This is a genomic window from Pseudomonas sp. RT4P38, assembly GCF_054897765.1.
This window is the reverse complement of sequence record NZ_CM142703.1, coordinates 3,375,255-3,399,222: the sequence shown is the minus strand read 5'-3', so window position 1 is coordinate 3,399,222 and position 23,968 is coordinate 3,375,255. Positions and strand designations below refer to the sequence as shown.

Annotated in this window: 17 protein-coding genes and 1 pseudogene; 8 read left to right on the top strand and 10 right to left on the bottom strand. The window is 58.2% G+C overall.

All coding sequences use genetic code 11. From position 1 onward, the window contains the following. Positions 1-17 precede the first annotated feature (17 nt). From ACYZT7_RS15745 to ACYZT7_RS15720, 6 genes and pseudogenes are all read right to left on the bottom strand, one after another. On the bottom strand, positions 18-1,208 hold the full coding sequence (locus ACYZT7_RS15745) for a reverse transcriptase domain-containing protein (protein ID WP_462037291.1): 1,191 nt from the start codon (positions 1,206-1,208) through the stop codon (positions 18-20). 241 nt (positions 1,209-1,449) lie between these two features. Further along, positions 1,450-2,719: pseudogene (ltrA, locus tag ACYZT7_RS15740) on the bottom strand (group II intron reverse transcriptase/maturase). A gap of 824 nt (positions 2,720-3,543) precedes the next feature. Further along, the gene (gene pgm / locus ACYZT7_RS15735; RefSeq protein ID WP_462037290.1) at positions 3,544-5,190 is read right to left on the bottom strand and encodes a phosphoglucomutase (alpha-D-glucose-1,6-bisphosphate-dependent); all 1,647 of its coding nucleotides are present in this window, start codon (positions 5,188-5,190) and stop codon (positions 3,544-3,546) included. A 110-nt stretch (positions 5,191-5,300) separates the two neighbouring features. After that, complete coding sequence (locus ACYZT7_RS15730; RefSeq protein WP_462037289.1) at positions 5,301-6,701, bottom strand: aminotransferase-like domain-containing protein; 1,401 nt, start codon at positions 6,699-6,701, stop codon at positions 5,301-5,303. An 82-nt stretch (positions 6,702-6,783) separates the two neighbouring features. Next, positions 6,784-8,259, bottom strand: a complete 1,476-nt coding sequence (locus ACYZT7_RS15725) for a hypothetical protein (RefSeq protein ID WP_462037288.1) — start codon at positions 8,257-8,259, stop codon at positions 6,784-6,786. Between the two features lie 578 nt (positions 8,260-8,837). Beyond that, a complete protein-coding gene (locus ACYZT7_RS15720; protein ID WP_449645500.1) occupies positions 8,838-9,860 on the bottom strand; it encodes a zinc-dependent alcohol dehydrogenase family protein in 1,023 nt (340 codons plus the stop codon). A 268-nt stretch (positions 9,861-10,128) separates the two neighbouring features. Here ACYZT7_RS15720 and ACYZT7_RS15715 point away from each other — a divergent pair, with 268 nt between their 5' ends. Next, on the top strand, positions 10,129-11,043 hold the full coding sequence (locus ACYZT7_RS15715; protein ID WP_462037287.1) for a LysR family transcriptional regulator: 915 nt from the start codon (positions 10,129-10,131) through the stop codon (positions 11,041-11,043). A gap of 183 nt (positions 11,044-11,226) precedes the next feature. On the opposite strand, the gene ACYZT7_RS15710 is transcribed toward ACYZT7_RS15715, so the two are convergent. From ACYZT7_RS15710 to ACYZT7_RS15695, 4 genes are all read right to left on the bottom strand, one after another. Then, entirely contained in the window at positions 11,227-11,604 is a 378-nt protein-coding gene (locus ACYZT7_RS15710) for a fe2+ zn2+ uptake regulation protein (RefSeq protein ID WP_462037286.1), read from the bottom strand. Between the two features lie 70 nt (positions 11,605-11,674). Next, positions 11,675-13,909 carry a TonB-dependent receptor gene (locus tag ACYZT7_RS15705; RefSeq protein ID WP_462037285.1) on the bottom strand — a complete coding sequence of 745 codons (2,235 nt, stop codon included), beginning with the start codon at positions 13,907-13,909 and terminating at the stop codon, positions 11,675-11,677. Between the two features lie 110 nt (positions 13,910-14,019). Then, entirely contained in the window at positions 14,020-14,421 is a 402-nt protein-coding gene (locus ACYZT7_RS15700) for a ParB N-terminal domain-containing protein (RefSeq protein WP_150655993.1), read from the bottom strand. A gap of 25 nt (positions 14,422-14,446) precedes the next feature. Next, positions 14,447-15,337, bottom strand: a complete 891-nt coding sequence (locus ACYZT7_RS15695; protein WP_462037284.1) for an HpcH/HpaI aldolase/citrate lyase family protein — start codon at positions 15,335-15,337, stop codon at positions 14,447-14,449. Positions 15,338-15,364: 27 nt separating this feature from the next. Between ACYZT7_RS15695 and ACYZT7_RS15690 the strand changes: the two genes are divergently transcribed. The 7 genes from ACYZT7_RS15690 (at position 15,365) to ACYZT7_RS15660 (ending at position 23,933) form a co-directional block, all read left to right on the top strand. Beyond that, a complete protein-coding gene (locus ACYZT7_RS15690; RefSeq protein WP_462037283.1) occupies positions 15,365-15,676 on the top strand; it encodes a hypothetical protein in 312 nt (103 codons plus the stop codon). A 270-nt stretch (positions 15,677-15,946) separates the two neighbouring features. Further along, the gene (locus ACYZT7_RS15685; RefSeq protein WP_462037282.1) at positions 15,947-17,341 is read left to right on the top strand and encodes a Y4yA family PLP-dependent enzyme; all 1,395 of its coding nucleotides are present in this window, start codon (positions 15,947-15,949) and stop codon (positions 17,339-17,341) included. Positions 17,342-17,355: 14 nt separating this feature from the next. Then, positions 17,356-18,399: a PLP-dependent cysteine synthase family protein gene (locus ACYZT7_RS15680; RefSeq protein ID WP_461963782.1), complete on the top strand. Its 1,044-nt coding sequence runs from the start codon at positions 17,356-17,358 to the stop codon at positions 18,397-18,399. Positions 18,400-18,427: 28 nt separating this feature from the next. Continuing rightward, a complete protein-coding gene (locus ACYZT7_RS15675; protein ID WP_462037281.1) occupies positions 18,428-19,588 on the top strand; it encodes an NAD/NADP octopine/nopaline dehydrogenase family protein in 1,161 nt (386 codons plus the stop codon). A gap of 36 nt (positions 19,589-19,624) precedes the next feature. Then, a complete protein-coding gene (locus ACYZT7_RS15670) occupies positions 19,625-21,475 on the top strand; it encodes an IucA/IucC family protein (protein WP_462037280.1) in 1,851 nt (616 codons plus the stop codon). Positions 21,476-21,488: 13 nt separating this feature from the next. Continuing rightward, complete coding sequence (locus tag ACYZT7_RS15665; protein ID WP_462037279.1) at positions 21,489-22,733, top strand: MFS transporter; 1,245 nt, start codon at positions 21,489-21,491, stop codon at positions 22,731-22,733. Positions 22,734-22,748: 15 nt separating this feature from the next. After that, complete coding sequence (locus ACYZT7_RS15660) at positions 22,749-23,933, top strand: aminotransferase class V-fold PLP-dependent enzyme (protein ID WP_462037278.1); 1,185 nt, start codon at positions 22,749-22,751, stop codon at positions 23,931-23,933. Positions 23,934-23,968 lie beyond the last annotated feature (35 nt).

The following is a 23,968-nucleotide window of genomic DNA, read 5'->3' as shown; positions in this document are numbered from 1 at the left end:
GTATACGGCGGTTCAGGTTATGCGATTAAGCCGTTTATCGTATCCAGTATCGAGATCAAACCGAGTCGATCCCACAGTCTCTTCGGCAGCGCCTGATTCATATGTGACGCTCCCGAGTTCCACCATGGGCCCTGCCCATTGGACGCTGATCTACGAGCACGTCCTTCGTTGATCCCCAAGCCCATCAGGTTACGCGCCCTCGTTGAGGACTGCTTCCATTGGCGCCAGAGGATGCAGCGAAGTTTTCGACGCACCCAGCCGTCCAGTTCCTCAAGAGGCCCCTTGCTCTGACTGAGCTTGAAGTAGCCAGCCCATCCGCGCAGTACGGGGTTTATCCGCTCGATGACGCTCGCCATCTTGCAGCCCCGCGCTCCGCGCAGCAGGTCTCTGAGTCGGTCGCGTAGACGCCCCAGACTCATCCTCGCCACTTTTAGCCTTGGCTGTTGATGCCAGCTCATCCCATAACCCAGATAATCACAGGCCCACGGTCGCGCCACGCGGCTCTTTTCCCGATTCAGCGTCAGTTTCAGACGCTGGCTCAGGAAGCATTCGACGCTGTTCATCACTCGTTCGCCAGCACGACGGCTGCGTACATAAATGTTCGCATCATCGGCATAGCGCACGAAACGATGGCCCCGCCGTTCCAATTCGCGATCGAGTTCGTTGAGCAGGATATTCGACAGCAACGGCGAGAGTGGGCCGCCTTGCGGCGCCCCTTCCTGTCGTCGACTGACAAGACCACCTGACATCGTTCCCGCTTCGAGATAACGACGGATCAGCGCGAGCACCCGCTTGTCTTCGACTTGACGCGCCACGTGAGCCATCAGGACATCGTGGTTGACTCGATCAAAGAACTTCTCCAGATCGAGCTCCACACACCAGCGGTGGCCCGCCGCCACATGGGCTCGGGCTGTTTCGCAATACTGTTTCACGTAGCCCGCCAAGTCGTCGACCGTCATGCCATCGGCACCCGGTGCGCCCTTGTTGCTGACCACGCGTTGATACGCACGCTTGAGGTTGGCCGGTGCGAGCACCCGCGCCATCAGCGTGTCCGGCTCCGCGTTCGTCCACGTCACAGATGCCGCCGATACCTCTGCGCTGTCAGCCGTCATCCTCGGATTCTGTCCGGGACTCGGAGTGACAGTCTTCTCTGGGAGAAATTTCTGCATTTCGGTATTCAACGAGACTCTGACGCCTACTGGCGGCATAACCTGTTCGGCCCTTGGTGAGACGGAGTTACTCGTCACTTACTACGGCCTCGGCTGACTTCTGCGCGTTCATCCCGTCGCCTCGCGGCGCTCGGTAGCACTCAGGCAAACGTGCAGATCTCCCAGGGTAATTCGCGCGACCTTCCTGCTTATGCCTGTCGGATCTACGTCACAGCGTTCCGTGGTAAGTAGGCCGTAGGAGTTTCACCTTCAGCCTCTCGCAGAACCGTACGTGAGCCTCTCAACTCATACGGCTCCCGTTGCCCAGTCGAGACTCATCTCCATAGACATGCCAGTGCACGAACAACGATGGACATGCTTCCTTCATTCGGTTGAGCCAGTCAGCACTGCGGCGCTTGCGCCCCGCCAATGGCTTGTATTTCCGACGGGCCCAGCGTTGCAGCTTCAAATCAAAGTGATTGAAGACCTTGTGCATCACCGTTTTGTAGAAAGCTCCATAGTAATTCCACCATCCACGAAGAATGGCGTTGTACTGCGTTGACAGTTCAAAAAGGCTGGCTGGTGTTTGCCGTTGGATATTCCAGCTGCGAGTTCGTTGACGCATTCGTTTTAACGCCTCATTACTGGCTCCGGGCAGAAAGCTGGTAAACCGGCGTCCATTATTGCCCCATGCCTCCCGTGGCCGGAAGGTGAACCCCAGGAACGTGAACTGCGTCGTTGGGTACGCTGCCTTGCGGTTACTGTCCTTGCAATAAACGATCTTCGACTTTTCCGGGTGCATGGTCAGTAGGCACTCTTCCAGACGGGCCTTGATTGCCGCCATGACCTCACACGCCTGCTTTTCGCTACGGCAGTGAACCACCGCATCGTCGGCGTAGCGTGCAAATGGACAACCTGGAAAAGTCCGTTGTATCCAGGCATCGAACGCATAGTGCATGAACAGATTCATCAATAAGGGACTGACAATCCCACCTTGGGGTGTACCGCTTTCACGTGGTACCTGAACGCCGTCAGCAGTCTCAAACGGCGCTTTAAGCCACCGTTCGATATACAACAGAATCCAGACATCCTTCACATGATGCCTCACAGCTTTGAGCAGCAGCTCATGATCGATATGATCAAAAGCCCCCTTGATATCAAACTCCACCACCCAATTCATATTCCAGCAGCGCCTGCGAGTGATCTCGACCGCCTGTTTGGCTGATTTTCCCGGCCGGTATCCATAGGAATCCGAATGAAAAAAGACAGTCCAGACGCGGCTCTATAAGCAGCTTGACGGCGGTCTGAGCCACCCGATCGGCTACTGTCGGAATACCCAGCTTGCGTTTGCCTCCTGATTGCTTCGGAATTTCCACCTGCCGAACCGGTGGCGGATAATAGGAACCCGACGACATGCGGTTCCAAACCTTGTACAGGTTCCGTTGCAGCTTCTGCTCGAACTGGGCAATAGATTGTTCATCTATCCCAGCGGCTCCTCGATTGGCTTTCACTCGCTGGAAGGCCTCCCAAACTATCAGTTTGGAAATGCTGTACGACTTTGCTGCGCTCATGCCGCTCTTCCCCGCCGAAGCCGGTTGACGACATAGGCGAGCTGGGCAACGCCATCCCTTCGCTCCATTCTCATTACAAGAACTTCATCACTACTACGAATGGCTCCGCCCCTCGGCCTTTGCATCGGTATTCTTTCTTGCGGTGATAGCCGCTTGTCATTTCCCTTGGCATCAAAGGCGAGGTTCTCACGCTCCATATCAAAGCCTGTATTGAGCTCATGCCGCCTATACACCGGCTGCCATCTGGACGGTAAGCAGGTGTCCTCCAGACTTGCTCCCAAGGCTACTTGCCAGCCTCGGTTCTGACAGCGCTTGAGCCCTTAACGATGCGTCTTCGGACGGTTTGCTTTCGCTCATCTGCTCAATACGTACCCGACGCCTTTATTGACGCCTTTTCCACGGTCGCTCACCACCACGCCTTTTGAACGCAGCAGCACCGGGCGGTTTGAAGCCAGCTCCTGCAAGCGGACTTCGGGAGGCCTACTCCCATCTTCGATACAGCATCGCTGGCTTACGCCAGCGTTCGTGACACACGCAAGTATTGGGCTTTGGCAATTTTGGCTACCTTACCCCGCTGCACCGCCTAATCCGCTTCCTGTTCGTCAGGCCAGCATTTTGCCTCGGGCTTCCTTCAGATTCGCAGTCACCCGCGACACCCTTGCCTCTGGCTAACACTTCCCCTTGCCGGGTGTGTAGAGGACTTTCACCTCCAAGTCACCAGCGTGGCCACCACAGCCAAGCTGGTTGCGCTTCGCGCAACGCGCCATGCCTGGCGCACCAAAAAAAGGGGCGACCATCATGGCCGCCCCTTTTTACATTCTGGATTACTTCGCAGAGATCGCGCCGTCCACCAGTGTTTGCGCTTCTGCCACCAATTGCTTGAGGTGTTCGTCACTGACGAAGCTTTCTGCGTAGATCTTATAGATGTCTTCAGTGCCCGACGGGCGCGCCGCGAACCAGCCGTGCTCGGTCATGACTTTCAGCCCCCCGATCGCCTGGTCGTTGCCCGGTGCGTGACTGAGGATGCTCTGGATCGCTTCGCCCGCCAGTTGGGTCGAGGTGACCTGGTCCGGCGACAATTTGCTCAGCAGCGCCTTCTGCTCAGGGTTGGCCTTGGCATCGACCCGTACCGAGAACGGTTCGCCCAGTTCATCGGTCAAGGCGCGATAGGCCTGACTTGGGTCACGGCCGGTGCGGGCAGTCATTTCTGCTGCCAGCAGCGCCGGGATCAAGCCGTCCTTGTCGGTGCACCAGACGCCGCCATCCTTGCGCAGGAACGAAGCACCGGCACTTTCTTCGCCGCCAAAACCCAGAGAGCCGTCGAACAGGCCGTCGGCAAACCACTTGAACCCGACCGGCACTTCGTACAGGCGACGACCCAGACGTTTTGCAACGCGATCGATCAAGCCACTACTGACCACGGTTTTACCCACGGCGGCATCGGCGCGCCACTGCGGACGGTTTTGGAACAGGTAGTCGATCGATACCGCGAGGTAGCTGTTCGGCGCGAGCAATCCACCGGAAGGAGTCACAATGCCATGGCGATCGTGGTCCGGGTCGCAGGCAAACGCTACGTCGAAACGCTCTTTCAGACCGATCAGGCCCTGCATCGCGTGACTGGACGATGGGTCCATGCGGATTTGGCCGTCCCAGTCGACTGTCATGAAGCGGAAGGTCGGATCGACCTGTTTGTTGACCACTTCCAGATCCAGTCGGTAATGCTCGGCGATCGCTGACCAGTAGCGCACGCCTGCTCCGCCCAGCGGATCAACACCCAGATGCAGCTTGGCATCGCGGATAGCGTCGAAGTCGATCACGTTGATCAGGTCGGCGACATAGGTATTGAGGTAATCGTGACGATGGGTCGTGCTGGCCTTCAGCGCCTGCTCATAGCTGATGCGCTTGACGCCGGCGAGCTTGTTGCCCAGCAGTTCGTTGGCCTTGGCTTCGATCCACTTGGTGATGTGAGTATCGGCCGGGCCACCGTTGGTAGGGTTGTATTTGTAGCCACCGCTTTGCGGCGGGTTGTGCGACGGCGTGATGACGATGCCGTCCGCCAGGCCCGAAGTACGCCCGCGGTTGTAGCAGAGAATCGCGTGGGAAATGGCCGGTGTCGGGGTGTACTCGTCACCTTCGGCAATCATCACCGTCACGCCGTTGGCAGCCAGCACTTCAAGGGCGCTGGCGCCGGCCGGGGTGGACAGCGCGTGGGTGTCGATGCCGACGAACAGCGGGCCATCAATGCCTTGGGCTTCGCGGTACAGGCAGATCGCCTGGCTGATCGCCAGAACGTGCCATTCGTTGAAACTCAAGTCGAACGAGCTGCCTCGGTGCCCGGACGTGCCGAAGGCAACGCGCTGGGTCGAGATGGCGGCATCGGGCTGGCCGGTGTAATAGGCCGTTACCAGTCGCGGGATGTCGACCAACAGTTCTACCGGTGCCGGTTTGCCCGCAAAAGGACTGAGTGTCATGCAAAACCTCTGAAAGAGAGTGGTTCAGGAATAGGACGCAGTTTACTGGCAGTTTGACCGCAACGCGATGGGATCGATTCACGCGTGCCAAGGATGTTTTGTGGCCCCGTTCAATCGATCGACTCCAGACGCAAGGCATCCCCTAACAGGCCCAGTGCCGCGGCCAGGTCGTGGTCGCCGCCGAAGGTGTGACTGAGGCGCAAGTGTTGCGCGTGCAAACCCTGGAGACTGAACAGCTCTCCCGGTGCGATCACCACTTGGTGTTTGAGCAGGCGATGGAACACCCGCCGTACGTCGACCCGGCGCAGCGAATGGGCCCAGATGGTTGCGCCGCCCTGAGGCTCGACGAAGCGCAAGGCATCGCCCAGACGCTCCTGCAACAGCTGAGTCATCTGCGCCTTGCGATCCTTGAGCATCCGCCGCAATACGTGAAGGTGCTGATCGACACGTCCGTTGTTGTACAAGCGAGCGATGGCTTTCTGGCGAATCGGTGACAGGCGAAACGAACGCAGTAGAAAGTGCCGTTGCAGTTCAGCACTGAAATGCCGCGAGAGCAAATAGCCGTAGGGCGCTTCTGGCCCGATGATTTTCTCGAACGTGGAAAACACGATCAGCCGATCGGGGTCCAGCAGGTCGCGAAACCGCTGGCTGTCCGGTTCGAATCCGAGTTCGCCGTAGCAGTCGTTTTCCAACACCCAGCTGCCATGTCGTTCCAGCAATTGCGCAACAGTTTGTCGGTTGTCCTCGGGCGCCAAGCTGCCTCGCGGCATGTTCAGCCCGGATGAAACCATCACCAGCCGCACCGGTTCGGTCTCCAGCAACTCCTTGAGCCACTCGACGTCCAGGCCGCCGCTGGATTGCACCGCCAGTTCAATCACTCGTACCTGCGCAGCCTGGAGCAACCGCAGAATTGCCCAGTCGCACGGCGACTCGACCAGCACCGTAGCGTCCTTGAGGCTCAACACGGCGATCAGTATTTCCAGCACGCCACGCAGGTCGGCGCCAATATAGACATCGTCGGCGTGCCAGCATCGCAGCGGCGAGGTGGTGTAGCGCGCCGCCAAGGCGATGCGTAGCTCCAGCTCGCCACACGGTTGCGATGACGATTGCGGTTGGCGCGGATACTGGCGCAGCAGTTCTCGCTCCAGCAGTAACAGCGGGCTGTCGAGCGGCTGTAACAGCGCAGGCTCATCGGCGCTCAAGACCAGCATTCCTGGGCGCCTGGCGTTGACATAGACGGTTTCAAGCAGGTCATTGCCGCTGCTGAGTGCGCGGATGGAGGACACCGGTAACGCGTAATAGCCGGATTTGGCGACCGAATAAACGCGCCCTTCCTTCTCCAGCAGCGAATAAGCGTACTGAATGGTCGAGATCGATACACTCAGACGGTCCGCCAACTGTCGTAACGAAGGCAGACGGATGCGCGTGTCACCCACCGGTTCATTGATCAGATTGGTCAGATATCGGTACACCGCCTGATACGCGAAGTCGGTTTCTCGTGGCCCTTTCATGGGCAAGGGCCGAATGCCATGCAAACGTGATCATGCATCGTCAACAAGTCCGTCAAACCAGGCACTTTCAGCGCCCCGCTGACTATTCATCCGCCACAGCCGTGTCGTCGTCATATTCGGCTGCTTCGGTCTGCAAACCTGCGCGGCTTATTTCCGGGACGCCTGCCCTGCCCTCATCCGCAGACACCGGATCCATGCGGTAAAGCTTGCTGATCAGGTGGACAGGCAGCCCGCTGACGTCGGTCATCCATTGCAGAACCTGCTCCGGCACCGGGTTACCCTGCATTGCCCGGTGCAAATCGGGCATTGCCACGAGCATGCCGGGGTGGCACTGACGCAGAAAACGCTCAAGCGCCGCGCCATTCTCGACAAACGGTGAATAGAGCAGGCACACCAGTTGCGCCTCGCTCAGGCCAAGGTCTTTTTGAGTTTCGGCCGCTGCCAGAACTCGCTGCTCGGCCCACGTTGCCGGGTTGCCAAACGCCTCCACCGCCTGTTCGCACAACCGTTCCGCCAGTTGTTTGCGGCGCATCATCACGAATGTCCGTTGCAGATATTCGGCGACACCCGTCTCGTAGCTCCGGCCGTGCACGAAGCACGACTGCAAACCCCGAACGTGTGCGCAGATAGAAAAGCTGAGGTGCTCGTTGTCGCTGAGCTGTGCCGCCGGCTCATCGGATTGAAAACCAAGAAACTCGGTGGTCAGTGGCCAGCGCTCTTCGAGGTTGCTGACCACCATGTCGTGAATGTCGATGTACGTGGCGCGGCGACACACCTCAAATCGTTCGGCCGGGCGCCACACTGCCTGCTCATGCTCAGCATAAAAAGCGCGGTAACAGTCGCTGCCCAGTTCATCCAGCAGCGCGAATAGCTCCTCGTAGCCGCTTTCGTAGTGATTCGAGGACTTGAGCCCGGCTTTGGCGGCAGCACGCTTCAATCCGCCGAGAAACTGTTTCTGCTGGCGAGGCGTGTCGCTACTGACTAATGCATCGACACCGCTGTCCCAACGAGCAATTTGCCCATAGAACTCGCCGGTGGCCAGGTACCCGTCGTCCCACAGATCAAGCAGCCCATTACAGGCGCGACGATGGCCAACCATTAAAAGATTGAGCCGATTCGACTCACGGCCGGCGTCGGAGATCGGTGTCAGGTGGGTGAACGGCAGGACTTCCCGGTTATCGACCATCAACACTTCGACCCGAGGATCGTCGTAGAGGAACAAGGCGCTGTAGCTGCGATGGATATTTTCCAGGGCCGTCGAGCTTACGCCGTTCAAACGCAAGGAAGCCACTCGCAACCGGAATGTCGCAGGCGCCCGACCGGCAATACTCAGTTGTGCTGCGCGCAGCAGCGCCAGAGTGTAGCAACTGTCGCGGGACCCGGACTGAATCGCCAGGACCTTGTAATCGCCAATACGCTCCATGCCCCCGGCGGCTACCACCAGGCGCTGAATCATAAGCTGCAATGCCGTGCGTTCGGCGCGAGAGAAGAAACTCAACAATCGCTGCAGCACTTGCTGATAGACATAGTTCATCGCTTGATCATGAATATTGGTCATCTTAATTTACCTGATGCTTGTAAGTTCGATATCGCACTAACAACGACATGCACTGCGCAATGGGTTGTCTGCCACGATTGAAGTACTGGGCGCTATTGCCAAATGCTAACACTTAAGTTTTTGGTAATTATTTGAAATGTTTGGACGCCACCCCTGCTCCGGCCAGAGACAGGTTGCCGCGAGGCCGTGCAGAGTCTGCCTCTTGCGGCTGCGCGCAACGTCCTAGGAAATGTCCGACAGCGTCCCACAGACATTTAGCACAAGAAATAAAGAAAGAAGTCGCCCATGTTTTGTCGGCAACTGCGCAACGACACGCTATTTGTCGGATATCTATTAACAGTGTGTATTGAAAAGTATCAACCAGATACCCAGCCATGACTCATTCCTTGAGATGAAAGTAATCATTCAATTATCAAGGCTTATATGATGATTAGAAGATACAGATTGAGAGCAAAAACCAGTTCAGTTGCTGAACTGCCCCATTGACCGGTCAATGGAAGGTCTCATTTATGGCAGATGACGCATGCAAAAGAGTCCGTGGGGGCACGGACTCTTGCAGAGGGGCTTATCTAAAGGGCTTATGCAGGTTGGACCTGGAGGGCGACCCGTTCGCGGCATGGACATTCGTCCATGTAGCGGTGAGCTTCGACAAACTCGGCAAACGGGAAGACCCGTGTCTTGAGCGGCAGCAGCACGCGGTCGGCGGTCAGCTGGTTGATGTCGCGCAAGGCACGTTGCAGTGCGACCTGGTCCTGAATGATGCCCAGCTCCGGCTTGCCGGTGAAGTTACCGATGCAGTGCACAAAGAATTGAATGTTCTTCTGGAACGCTGCGCAGGCCGGGAATGGCGTCTGGTTGCCACCTTGCAGGCCGTACAGCACCAGACTACCGCGAGGTGCAAGCACGTCGCCGAGCAAGGACATCTGTGGACCGCCGAGACCATCGAACACCACGTCCACGCCGCGATTGTCGGTGATCTTGTTGATCTGCATCAGCAGGTCCTGTTCTTCGGTGACGATGACTTTCTCGGCGCCGAGGGACAGCAGGTATTCACGTTCTTCCGCGGTTTTGGTAGCGGCAATCACCCGAATGCCCAGCGCCTTGCCCAGTTGGACGAAGGACGGACCGGCACAGTGACTGGCGTCGGTCACCAGCGCGAATTGCCCCGGTTTGACCCGTGCCAGATCGACATAAGCAAAGTAGGCGATCAGCAGCGGCGTGTAATGCACGCTGGCTTCGATCGGGCTGAGCACGTCCGGGTAACGGGTGAGTGCCGAGCGCGGCAGAACAATCTGCTCACCGTAGACCGGATAGTCGTTCGGGCTTTCAGCCGGGAAGCTGGCAACCTTGTCGCCGACCGCCAGATCATCGACGCCCTCGCCGACCGCCGTGACGACGCCGGACATTTCATGGCCAAGGCCTGAAGGCAGACGAGCGTGGGACGAGGCCAGGTTCTGGCGCCAGAGAATGTCGTACCAGCTGATGCCAATCGCCTCGACGCGCACCTGCACTTCGCCCGGCGCAGGGAGAGCGGCCGCATGCTCTTCGCATTTGAGCACCTCGGCTGGACCAAACTTGTGAAAACGGATCGTGCGGGACATCGCAAACCTCGTCAAAGAAACCTCTAATGCCATGAACTCTATCTGGGCTTTCTACCCAAGACTATCAGTGGCTATTAATAGTCGACATGCCTGTCATTGATTCCGCAGCGCCGGCGACATCGTCAAATGCCATGAAAACCGAAGCATCCTTTTCAGGAAAACTGAATTACTCGGTGCAGAGTAGCAGTCTTTCCCCTTAATATTCATGCCGGCCATTGTTCCCATATGGCCGCTTTCGTCAAGCTTGATGACTCTGCCAGGACTCCAGATGAATCGTAATGACCTGCGTCGTGTCGACCTGAACCTGTTAATCGTTTTCGAAACATTGATGCACGAACGCAGCGTGACCCGCGCTGCGGAGAAATTGTTCCTCGGCCAGCCGGCCATCAGTGCGGCACTCTCGCGCCTGCGCGGCTTGTTCGATGATCCGTTGTTCGTGCGTACCGGCCGTAGCATGGAACCGTCCGCCCGAGCGGTGGAAATCTTCGCCCTGCTCTCGCCTGCACTGGATTCGATTTCCACCGCGGTCAGCCGTGCCGCGGAATTTGACCCAGCCACCAGCACGGCGGTGTTTCGCATCGGTCTGTCGGACGATGTCGAATTCGCCCTGCTGCCGATGCTGCTCAAGCGTCTGCGCGCCGAATCACCGGGGATCGTGCTGGTGGTGCGTCGGGCCAACTACATCCTGATGCCGAGCCTGCTGGCCTCGGGAGAGATTTCCATCGGTGTCAGCTACACCGCCGACTTGCCGGCCAACGCCAAACGCAAGGTGCTGCGCCGCAGCATGCCGAAGCTGTTGCGGGCCGACACGGTACCAGGGCCGTTGAGCCTGGATGATTTCTGCGCGCGGCCTCATGCACTGGTGTCCTTCGCCGGCGACCTGAGCGGCTTTATAGATGAAGAGCTGCAAAAGCTCGGGCGCAAACGGCATGTGGTCCTCGCGGTGCCGCAATTCAACGGACTCAGCACGCTCATCAGCGGGACCGATATTGTCGCGACCGTGCCTGATTACACGGCTGATGCGCTGACAGCCGCTGGCGGTGTGCGGGCTGAAGACCCGCCATTGCCGGTGCGCAGCTTTGAGTTGCACATGGCCTGGCGTGGATCGCAAGACAATGATCCGGGTGAGCGGTGGCTGCGGTCGAGGATTCAGATGTTCTTCGGCGACCCTGAGAGTCTTTAAAGGGGATGGCATATGACTTTCATGGGTTCGCACCTTGAGCGCGCGATTAGGCTCAGGCATGACGACACATGTCGCGGGTGAATCATGACAAGTGTTGAAGCCCGTAAAAGCCTCGACACTTGTCACTGTTCAAACCTGGATCATTCGAGGGCCGCGACGAAAACAGCCAATCGAAAACACCTTTCAGCCATCCAGATGCTGCTTCAGCATCGCCCAGGCTTCGTCGGTGATACGGTAGCTCTTGTCGGCCTGAAGCAAGATCACGCCCTCGTCGCACAGGCGTTTAAGCACTTCGCGCACACTGACAAATGTCATCCCGGAAGACAGCGACACCAGATAGGCATGCACCTCACTGACACCAACGCCACGCCCATTCAAAGTGGCGGCGACCAGTGCATTGAGGACCTTGAAGCGGATCAGACTGGTGCGCAGTCCATAGAAACGTAGCAATTCACGGATGTGTTCATTCGAGCTGCGATCACATACGAACGCCAGCTGATTGGTCGCTGTCCGAAACGGTGAAGGCGCGCTTACAGCCGCTGAGCCTGAGTTGTTCAACATGCGAATACTCCCTTTCCGAAATGTTCAGATGGGGTTGCTACATCAGCCGTAGCAACCCTTCCCGTCTTCATCAGAAGTCGACGGTGGCCGACAGCTGTAAGGTCCGCGGATAACCCGGGGAAAATGCGCCGTACGAAGCAACGCCCGACCAGTACTCACGATCAAACACGTTCTGCACGGTGGCGCGGAATGTCGTCGGCCGGCCTTCGATCTTGGTGGCATAACGCGCGCCGGCATCGAAGCGGGTCCAGGAACCCAGCTCCTGCGTATTGGCCTGATTGACGTATTGGCTGTCGGTGTAGATGGCACCACCGGTCAGAGTGAAGCCTTCAAGCCATGGTGTATCCCATTCGGCCCAGAGGTTGGCTTGCACATCCGGCACACCCACCGGTTTGTTGCCGCGGTTGGCCGCTGTCGCCGAATCGGTCAACTCGCCGTCAAGCACAGTCACGCCCCCCATCAAGCGCGTGCCCGGCGCGATTTCGCCGAACATGCTCAACTCGATGCCGCGGTTGCGTTGTTCGGCCTGCACCGAGAACACGTTGCCAGCGCCGATTTCACCACTCGGCTTCTCGATCTGGAACAACGCCAGCGTGGTCATGAACGTACCGTGCTCATATTTGACGCCGAGTTCATGCTGCTTCGATTCGTACGGGGCGAACGTCTCACCGGCGTTGGCCGCCGTGCCTGGTGCGATGTCTCCTTTGCTCAAGCCTTCAACATAATTGTAATAGAGCGAGACATCTTCCCAAGGCTTGACCACCACGCCGACCAGTGGAGTCGTGGCACTGTCGTTGTATTTCGAGCTGACCAAACCTGCGGCGTTGTAGTTGCGTGATTCGATGTCCTGGCGACGCACACCGAGGGTCAACTGAAATCGGTCATCGAGCATGGACAACGTGTCAGTCACCGCGACGCCGGACAGATCCGATTCGGAAATGCGCAGCACCTTCGGCGAGTTGATGAATTGCTTGGGCACATCGATCGGGTGGTAAATGTTCGAACGGATTTCGGTGCCGTTGTTGATCCCTCGGGACAGTTCATCCTGGTACTGGGTCGCCATCAGCGTGGTCGTGTGAGTGATCGGCCCTGTAGCGAACACGCCGCGGATGCCGACATCGGCCGTCGAACGATCGACGTTGAATTTGTAGTAACCCGGAATGTTGCTGGTATCGCCAGCCTCATTGAGGATTCTCGGCACTTGGTCAGACATCCTCTTGACGTCCGATTTGCCGCCACCGGCATGGGCAAATACCGTAACCGTGTCAGTCAGGTCATATTCGCCCCCTAGCAAAGCCGACTGCTCCTTGGTGTCCGACCAGCCCCAATCCTGCGACAGGTTGGTGCGCCCATTCGGCGCGGACGGGACATCTACACCCGGTGCGACGGTGAATGGCCGCGAAGCTGCGTCGAAGCTTTCTTTCTGACTGATGTAATCAAGGTTCAAGCGTAAGCGCTCGCCGCGATAATCGAGGGCAATGGCACCGATACCCACGTCTCGATGCTGATCATCAATGGCCGTATCGCCACCCTGCAGGTTACCGTTGAAGCGCACGCCAAACTGATTTTCCTCGCCGAAGCGACGACTGAGATCCAGATGACCGCCGACCTGAGAGTCCGAGGCGTAACTGCCGGTAAAACGGGTCAGGTCTTCATCCAGTGGACGCTTGGGAACGATGTTGATTACGCCACCGACGCCACTGTTGGGCGAGATGCCGTACATCAGCGCGCCCGGTCCCTTGAGCACTTCAACACGCTCGGCGTACTCGGTGAACACCCGGTAGTTCGGCGCTACACCGTACACGCCGTCGAACGCCAGTTCACCGAGGTTACCTTCACCGATCGGGAAGCCACGGATGAAAAACGAGTCTACGATACCGCCCGTCTGACCGGTGGAGCGCACCGAAGGATCACGCTGCAGCGCATCGGCCACAGTCACGGTTTGCAGGTCGGCCAGGGTCTTGGCGGTGTAACTGGTGACACTGAACGGCGTGTCCATCACGTCCTTGTTGCCCATCATGCCCAGCCGGGCACCACGTGCGACCTGGCCACCGGCGAAGGTTTCCGGCAATGCGGTCGGGCCGCTGTAACGGGCGTTGACATTGGTGGTGTCGAGGGTCAGCGCATCCATGCTGTCATCGGTCGGCGTTGCAGCCGCAATGTTCGAGGTCTTGTCGGCAGCAACGTCTCGTTGCTCGGGGCTGGCGGCCCAGGCGCTTCCTGCGACCAAAACGAAATTCAACATGGCGGTACGAATGGCGAGTGTTAACACGCGCTCACCGCAAGGACGACTGACAACAGGCATGACGTGAGGATCCTTTTCATCAAGGGAAAATGGTAATCACTCCTATTGCCAGTCGATCTGCGAAAAAGTATCACTCGCAGTAAAGTTTTTTTGCTTCTGTGCAGCCAAGGCTAGGCATACAAGTGTTCCAGCGGTATCGCGACCACCGGCAACGCGGGGTCAAAAGCGTGTCGGGTGGTCTTGTACGGAAAGATCTCGCCGCGAGCGATCGTGGTGAAAATTCGCGCCACTTCGAACGCCTGTCCAGTCTGCCAATGCCGCACACACACCCGCGGATCGGTGTAATCGAGCTGGATGCACGGCACTCGCTTCAAGCCCAACTGCAACGCCGCGTTGAATCGGTGATTGCCGTCCATCACGATGCCTTGCGAGCGCTCGACGATGATCGGCTCCAGCCAATGCCCGGCCCGGATAATCGACTCGCGCAGCATCGTCACGTTAACCGGGTCGACCTGCTCCGATTGCAGCACTTCGCAAATCGGTCGCAGTGCAATCTGATAACCGTGTTCCATGGTTGATCTCCTGATTCGCCGGGGGTCAGCAGGCATTTGCGCGGACAATCGGCGCGTATTGGCTGGCCATATCGAGCAGCCGCTGGGCGTGTTCGATCAGCGGCAAGTCGACCATCTCGCCATCCACTTGCACCGCGTGGCTGCCCGTCGCAACCGCTCTCATCACCCGATCAGCCCACGCCAGTTGACGCGAATCCGGCAGGAAGGCGCGCTGCACTGTGGCCAGTTGCGATGGGTGGATGCACAGCTTGGCGCCGAAGCCTAGCGATCGCGCGTAATGCGAGTCCTTGGCGACCACCGCCAAATCGCTGATCGCCGGGGTGACGCCGTCGATCGGCGACGGCAAATCCGCCGTGCGCGAAGCCAGCACGATACGGTTGCGGGCGAACAGAAACGCCTCGGGAATCTGGCTGCAGTTGATGTCCAGGGAGAAATCCAGCGAGCCGAACGCCAGCCGCGTCAGCCCCGGAATCGCGGCAATCGATTCGACCTGTTGCAGGCCTTTGGCAGTCTCGATGATGGCAACGATCTTCAGTTCCGGTTGCCACTCCAGCAGGCGCTCGACCACCCGCGTCAGCGCCTCGGGGCATTCGGCCTTGGGCAGGAAAATCCCGCTGCAACGCTCGGGGTAGCGCATGTCGCTGAGCCAGGTCAGGTCCTGGCGGAACAGCGAACTGCTCACGCTGTTCAGGCGGATGTAACGTTCGCAGGCGACGCTCGGCGTAGCCTCTTGCCAGGCCCAAATGGCGGCGCGTGCGGCGGCTTTGCTGTCCGGATGAACGGCGTCTTCGAGATCGAGGATGATCGCGTCCGGCCCTGCTTCGACGGCTTTGGAAAACCGCTCGGGACGGTTGCCCGGCACGAACAGGTAGCTGATCGCGAGTGGGGTTTTGCTGCTGAGTCGATCGGATTGCATGGTGTTGCTCCTTGGCGTGAACCAGTCGTGATCTCTGAAAATTTTCAGGCCCCTTCAGCGGCAGATTTGCATGCTGTTCCGGGGTTTCTCGCAACAGCCCTTAACGCCTTATTGTTCAAGGAATTAAAAGACTTTTTATCTCGGGGCGAACGAGTCCTTGAGCGTGTAAATACACCTTCATGCGTTCGCCTTGAGCAGGTATTTATTCAAAAATATTTGAAAACCTTACTTGATAATCGTTCCCGTTCGCAATATTGTTCACGCCGCCAAGAGGAACTATCCTCGCTTCAAAGCAAGTCATCAGCATCTCGGGAAGTACCTGCCAGTGATGTCATTTGAATGTCAGTTACGGGTATTTACAGGGGATTGGCCCTCAACCAGTGGCCAATTAACACGTCCGTACAAACCTTATGGAATGGGTTCTCATGCAATTGTTTTGTGAACCATTTATTACGATCAGCGCTTCGAACCCAGACCCGGATTTCGCCTGGCATCCACCTCCAAATTGTTTAAACCTCGTATCTGACGTGTAAAAAGACTATATACGTCGATAACGCTTAGTTATCGAAACATCAATGGCGACGTCATTTACGGCGCTAGGGGTTAACTATGCCTACAACAAATACACCACCGGTTGAACAACGAAATAAAGTTCATCATCCGGAGATGTTAAAGCCGCTGACTGACCCACTTATTTCCACGTTCATCAATGACTTTCCGGGCACACTTAAAGACTTGGTCAAACAACACGGCTCACCATTGAATCTGGTCTGGCCCCATGCCTTTGAATTAAACACACATGCCTTGCTGGCGGTGTTGAAGCAGTACAACGTGCCTCATGCCCTCTTCTACGGGGCCAAGGCCAACAAGTCCCAGAGCATGCTCAGTGCAGCGGCAAATTCGGGGATCGGCGTTGATGTATCGAGCATCCACGAGTTGCATGCAGCGCTGCGAGCCGGCACGCCAGCAGAAAAAATCTGTGCCACAGGACCGGCCAAAACTGCCGCGTTTCATCAAGCACTGATCAGCGCCGGTTCATTGATTTGCGTGGACTCGCTGGAAGAGTTTGACCACCTGAAAAGCGTGATCAACGCACAGCCACGCCTTGCCAAAGCCAGAGTTTTGCTGCGCTACAGACCTAAGAGCAGTCCAAGGAGTCGATTTGGAATAGGCTCGGAAGATTTGCTCGAAGGCCTTCAACGGTTGATGAAATACGCTGAGTCTTTCCACTTCGAGGGTTTCCATTTTCATCTCGGCGGCTATGGATTTGAATCCCGTGCACAAGCCTTTCGTGAGGTCACCGGGTTCGTCGAGGCGGCCAGGGAAATGGGCTTGAATCCGCAGATGATTGATATTGGCGGTGGCCTGCCGATTCGTTATGTCGAGCCCGAGGACTATGCTCGGTTCCTGCAAAACGACAATAACCCCAGCCATTATTACAACCTGAAAGTTCCCGCTACTTATTACCCTTACGGCGGCGACCTGACAGCGTCGCAATGGTTGACGTTATTACTCGAGGCCGAACACTCACAAGGCCTCTCCATTGCAAACTATTTGAACCGACAGAATATAACCCTGGCACTGGAACCCGGTCGAAGTCTGGTGGACCAGGCGGCCATTTCAATATTCCGCGTAACACGCACAAAAAAACTGGCCGACAACAAAACCGTCATTTTTGTTGAGGGCAGCAGTTTCAGCGCCTGCGAAACCTGGTTCGCTTCTGAATACCTGATTGATCCAATACTGATCAGCACAAAAGAACTGCCCGACACACCGACCCAAGCGTATATCGCGGGCCATAGCTGCCTGGACGATGACGTCATCACTCATCGCCTGATCAACTTTGCGACTGCGCCTCAAGCCGGCGACTTATTGATTTACGTCAATACCGCCGGTTATCAGATGGACTTGCTGGAGAACGAGTTTCATCGCCACCCCCTGCCCCGTCGGTTGACGGCGACCTGTTGTACGGAAGGTAACTTTGCGTTTTCACCTGACTACTAAAGGGAACAATTGAAATGATCTTGAATAAAGTATCTGACCTTATTGGCAATACACCGATGTTGGGCATTGATATTCCGGACACCAACGCCCGTTTGTTGTTGAAGATTGAAAAAAACAATCCCGGCGGCAGTATCAAAGACCGTATGGCGCGCAACATGGTATTGGCTGCGCTGAAGTCCGGTCGATTGAAACCCGGCGGCGTGGTCGTCGAGTCGTCCTCCGGCAACACCGGGATTGGCCTGGCCATGGCAGCGGTCGAGTTCGGCCTGCACTTTATCGCTGTGGTCGACCATCACGCGGCGCAAGACAAGATCGCGGTGATGAAGGCTCTGGGTGCCGACATTCGTTTCGTCAAGGGTACATATCGCGAAGATGAAGTCGCGGTGGTCGAGCGCCAGCGGATGGCAGCCGAACTGGCGGCCGAGATCCCCGGGGCTGTGTTCATGAACCAGTCCGACAACGCAGCCAATGCCGGCGGCTACAGTGATTTCGTCCGCGAAACCATCGCTCAGGCTGAAGGCGTTATCGGCGCTTACGTTGGTTGTGTCGGCACCGGCGGTTCGATGACCGGCATCGCTCGCGGCTTGAAAGTGCACAACCCGGACACTGTGACCGTCGCGGTGGAACCCGCCGGTTCGATCGTCTTCGGCCACCCCGGCTATCCCTACTACCAATCCGGCACCGGTACGCCGGCCGGTGACACCGTCGGCCTGGTGCTCGACTACAGCTGCATCGATCTGGGTGTGCAGGTCACCGACTCTCAGGCGTTCGAAACGGCCCGCTACATCGCTCGCAACTTCGCCCTGCTGGTCGGCGGCTCGACCGGTGGTGCGATTTTCAAGGCGCTGGAGCTGATCCACAAAGGCGTACTGACCGGCAACGTAGTTGTGCCGATTGCCGACGGCGGCGAGAAATACCTGCACACCGTGTTCGACGATAAATGGCTGCAAGAGCGCGACCTGATCGACCCGAGCATCGCACCGCAACTGGATGCCTGGCTGGGCAAGACCCAATGGCTGGAATCCGTTTCCGCGCCGCTGCAACTGAGCGTCGCATGACTCACCGATCACACAGGAACGCCTCTCGATGAATCTGTTGAAAGTCGCCATCTGTGGTGGCGGCAGGACCGGCCATCTCAACGCCATCCTGTTCAAGCAGCTGCCCAACGTTCAGGTTTCGATGCACACCCATAATCCGGAGGTCATCGAACAGCACGCCCGACACACGCCGATGCAGGCCTTGCTGCCCGATGGCTCGACCCTGAGTGCCCGGCTGGATCGGGTAACCAGCGATGCAAAAGCGGCGGTGGAAGATGCCGACATCGTCATCATCACCGTGCCCGCCCATGCCCGACCGCAAACGCTGAAGGCCATTGCGCCGCATCTGAGCACGAGCAAACCGGTTTACGTCGGCGCGATTCCGGGATTTTGTGGTTTCGACTGGCTGGCTGAAGCCACCCTGCCCGATCGGCCGAATGTAGTGATCTGGGGCATGAAGGATGTTCCGCATACTGCGTTCGAGCTGACACCGGGGCGCTCGATCAAAATGGGCGGCGGTAAAAGCCAGTTGTATGTGGGGACCCATGCCCGCGAGTCGCAGGCGTCCAGTCAGCAACTGGAGGAAATCCTGACGCGGTTGTACGGCCCGTGCGTGACGATGCTCGACCACTATCTGGAAATCACCCTGACGCCGGGTAACCCGATCATGCACAGCTCGGTGATCTACGGCCTCATCGGCCCGTACGGCCAGTGGCATCGCAAGATCTTCCCGCAACGCATGTGTTGGTGGACCGAGTGCCCGGAACTGGGCGCTTACTTCCTCGAACGCATGGATCAGGAAAGCCAGGACTTGTGCGCAGTGATCAGCCAGCGACTGGGCATCGACCTGTCCTCGGTGAAATCCCTGAAACAGGAAATCGTCGAGGCCTACGGCGAGCAGATCCGCGACCAGAGCAGCATGCTGTCGATCCTGCGCACCAATCAGGCCTACAACGACATCCTCGCGCCGATGGTGCCCGCCGCCGACAACCGCGCCGGTTACGTGATCGAGCGCGAGAGCCGCGCCTTCAACGAAGACGTCGCCTACGGCCTGGTGCTGCTGGTGGAAATGGCCAAACGTTTCGACCTCAAGGTGCCGTATATCGAGGAAGTCCTTCAGTGGAGCGTGGCCTACATGCAAGGCCTGCGCGACTCGGCGCTCGATTACTTCCCGAGCCACTGGCCACACACGACAAACGCCGCCGCTTGATCTCTTTACTCAATTTTCGACGAGCAGACCGCTGATATGAATGACTTCAAGACACTGATCGCCTACTCCCGCAAAAACGCCATGCGCCGCTTGGTTCGCTGCCTTTTTGCGGAAAACATCCTCGACCGTTCGGCCCTGAGCTTTTCCGTCGAGGGCAACCAGGCCACTTACCCGCTCAAGGGCGGCCGCGCCCACCTGGCTTTTTCCGACATCGCCAAAGGCCCAGCCGACACGGTGGTCAATGACGGTGACGTGGTGCTGGTGACCGACGAAGGTGTGCGCCAGGTCATCACCAACCATCAGGACATGCTGGATGTGCTGCGCGACAGCTTCGACTTCGAACCTACTGACGAAGGCGTGGCCGGGCTCAAATCCGACATGGAAAACAGCCTGACCAACGACGCTCACGCCCGTCAGCATCGCCAGCAATGGAACGCCCGACTGCAACAGGCCGCCAAGGATCAAGGGCTCAACAGCTTCACTGACTACCTGCGCCAGCACGCCAAGACCAAGGACGCGGCGATCCTGCTCGACCAGTGGGGTTCACTGGAAGGCCATCCGTACTACCCGACGTGGAAAGCCCGGCCGGGCCTGTCCGATGAGGAAGTCGAGCAACTGTCGCCCGAGTTCAACGCGCAGGTGCCGCTGCGCATCGCCGCGTTGCGCGCCGACAACGCAAAAAGTGAAAGCATGCCTCACGTGACCAGTTACCACGACTGGTTCGCTGGCAACTTTCCGGCGCAATGGGAACAATGGAAAGCCTCGCTCAACAGCAAGGGCCTGGACGAAACCGAGTGGCTGCCGCTGCCGATTCACGCCTGGCACTTGCAGGCCTATGTGCTGAAGACCTTCGCGGCGGAAATCGAAGAAGGCATCCTGATCACCGACGGCCCGGACATCCCAACCCTGCCGACCATGTCCTACCGCACGATGATGCCGGTGCTGGACGAATGTGCGCCGCTGATCAAATTGCCAATCGCCGTATGGATGACCAGCGAGCTGCGCAGCCTGCAAGCCAAATCGATTCACATGGGACCGCGCATCAGCACGGTGATCACCAAGATTCTGGAGGCCGAAAACGGCTTCGATCAGCGCCTGGAAATCTTCCCGGAAGAAATCGGTGTGCGTTACAAAAACGCGGTGACCCAGGACGATCATCCAGGCCGTCATTTGTCCGTGGTCTATCGCGCCAGTGCGCCAGCGTTCGAACGCAATGACGATTGCCTGCCGATTACCGTGGCCTCGCTGTTCACTCGTTTGCCCGGCAGCGGTCGGCCGTTGTTCACCGATCTGATCGAGCGTGATGGCGTGCGGGCCAATGCAGCACAGGTCGAGGGCTGGTTCCGCGAGTACGCCAAAGTGGTCACCCACCCGGTGGTGGCGATCTATTTGATGTACGGCATCGGCCTCGAAGCCCACCAGCAAAACACCATGGTGCTGTTCTCCCCCGACGGCAAAGCACGTAGTCTGCTGATCCGCGATTTCGGCGATGGCCGCACCTACGCGCCATTGCTGGAAGAACGTGGCTACAGCCTGCAACCGCATGTTCAGCTGGGTATTCTGCCGACGGTGTTCTCCGGTGATATCGGGCCGGTGCGCATGTTTGTGCTGGACGCGGCGTTCCTCACGCATCTGCACGAGATCGCCCTGTGGCTGACCAAGGAGTACGGCTTGAACAACACGCGGCTGTGGCAAGTCTTGCGCGAGGAAACCGACCTTGCCTTCGAGGCCGTGCGCAATCGTGTCTCGCCAGCAGTGTGGGAAACCGAGCACAAGGCGTTCGTCGAAGATCCATGGCCGACCCGGTCGTTGTTGCGCATGCACTTGATGCAGTACAGCAACTATCGTTTGCAACACACCCTGACCAACCCGCTCGCTAGCGTTTAACCGAGGCTGACTCATGTCCCATGCAGGTGTCATCCAGGGTTCAAGAGTACGAATCCTGATTTATCTTCTATTTGCGATCCAGTTGGTGTCGATGGGGGCGATGGAAATGAGCGGGCCGTTCTGGCCTGTCCACCTGCGCGGGCTGACGACTTCGGAGTCGGTTTTCAGCTTCGCCAGCATCGCCGTGTACGTCGGGCCGATGCTGGGCATTATTCTGACCAGTGCATTCTGGGGCCGTATCGGTGATCGCTACGGCCACAAGTTGATGATGATCCGCGCCCTCGCCGGTTTGTCTTTGACCCAGCTTGGGCTGGCCCTCTTCACTGACATCTGGGTCATTCTGATCCTGCGTTTCCTGCAAGGCGCGTTCGCCGGTTACATCGCTCCGGCGCAGGCGTATGGCGTCAGCATTGAAGCGCCTTCGCGACGGGCGCGGCTATTCGCCATTCTGCAAATCTCGACCAACGTCGGCTCACTGCTGGGTGCGGTAGTCGGTGGTTTGATCCTCGATTACGCGACGTTCTTCTGGATCAACATCATCGCCTCGGCGTTGTGTGCGGTGTGCACCGTGATCGCCGCCGTGACCTTGCCGGATGTGCCGCCGGTGAAGAAAGCAGTGGTCGCGGGCAAGACCGCGCCGGCCAGCCGTTCCGGCAGCCTCTGGCAAGGTTCGCCGTTGCTGTCGCTGCTCGGCGTGATGGGCATTCTGTTGCTGGCGCGGATGCTGCCGCAGACGTCGTTCTCGCTGTATGTCAGCTCGGTGTTCGAGGTCAGCAATTCAGTGGTCGGCCTGTGCTACGGCTTGCTGGCGCTGGGTTTCATTCTTTCGGCCACTGCGTGGTCGCGTTATTTCGAACACCGTGGCCAGCAAGACACTTTGCAGCGCATGACCTACGTCGTCATCGGCTGCATCGTCCTCACCGCCGTGGCGGGCGCCACCCGTAATCCGGTGGTGTTCGTCATCGCCTACTTTATCTGGGGCGTATTACTGGGTGCGACCACGCCGGTGTTGATGGCGCTGATCTCGAAAACCGCCGACAGCTCGCAGCAGGGCCATGTGCTGGGAATCGCTCAGGGCACCGCGCAATTTGCCTCGATTGCAGGGATCTCAGCCGGTGGTCTGCTCAGTCAGGTCTACGGTTTGCAGTACACCTATCTGTTCGTTTGCCTGGCCTACGTCGTGGCGCTGATCCCGATTGTTGCGCTGCGTTACTGGCCTGCGGTGATGCAACCGAGTCCTGCCCCGCCCGGGGATTGATCAAGGAGTTAGCTTTTGAACATTGAACAACTGCGTGCCGACACACCCACCGTCGCGCAACTGATCCACTTCAACAATGCCGGCGCGGCGCTGATGCCCGCTCCGGTGATCGAAACCATGACCCGCCACATTCAGCTTGAAGCGAGTCTTGGCGGGTATGAAGCGGCCGGGCAGCAATCGGCCGAAGTGGACAATGTCTATGGCGCCATCGCGCGCCTGATCAACGCGCAACCCGATGAAATCGCGGTGATCGAAAACGCGACGCGCGCCTGGGACATGGCGTTCTACTCATTGCCGCTGCAACCCGGCGATGTGGTGCTGACGTCGACTACCGAGTACGCCGGAAACTACATTCCTTATCTGCAATTGAAGCAGCAACGCGGCATCGAGATTCGCGTCATTCCCAACGATGAGCACGGCCAGGTCTCGTTATCTGCGCTCAAGGATATACTCGACGATGATCGAGTTGCGCTGATCTCCCTGCCCGTGATCGCCACCAACGGCGGGCCGGTGCAACCCATCGAGCAGATCGGCGCCCTCGCCCGCGCGGCGGGTGTGCTGTTTTTGCTCGATGCTTGCCAGGGGGTTGGGCAGATGCCGATCGATGTGCAGAAAATCGGTTGCCACATGCTCGCCGCTACCAGCCGCAAATACTTGCGCGGGCCGCGAGGGATGGGATTTTTGTATGTCGAAAGATCGCTGTGCCAGAAGCTGGAGCCAGCGTTTCTCGACCTGCATGCGGCGTCTTTGCAAACTGCGGACGCGTTCAAAATCCGCCCCGACGCACGGCGTTTCGAAAACTGGGAGTGTAATGTCGCCGCCAAACTGGGCCTCGGGGCAGCGGTGGAGTACGCACTGGCCCAAGGCATCGAACCGATGTGGCTGCGGATTCAGCATCTGGCGGATTATCTGCGCCAGCGACTGGCAGATATCCCGGGCGTGACGCCGCGAGACTTGGGGGCGGTCAAATCCGGCATCGTTACCTTCATTCATTGCAATAGCAGCGCCGCGCAGGTTCAGCAGTGGCTGGCCAGTCAGGAAAAACGCATCAACGTCACCACTTCGACGTTCCGCTCAACCCTGCTCGACATGCAGCACAGGGACTTGCTGGAGGTCAGCCGCGCGTCGCTGCATGCGTACAACACCGAGGCAGAAATCGACACGATGATTGCTGCGCTGCGCCGTCTGCCGCAAGTCTGAACAGGACAACAATCGGCGCTTGCGTCGCAGCGGGT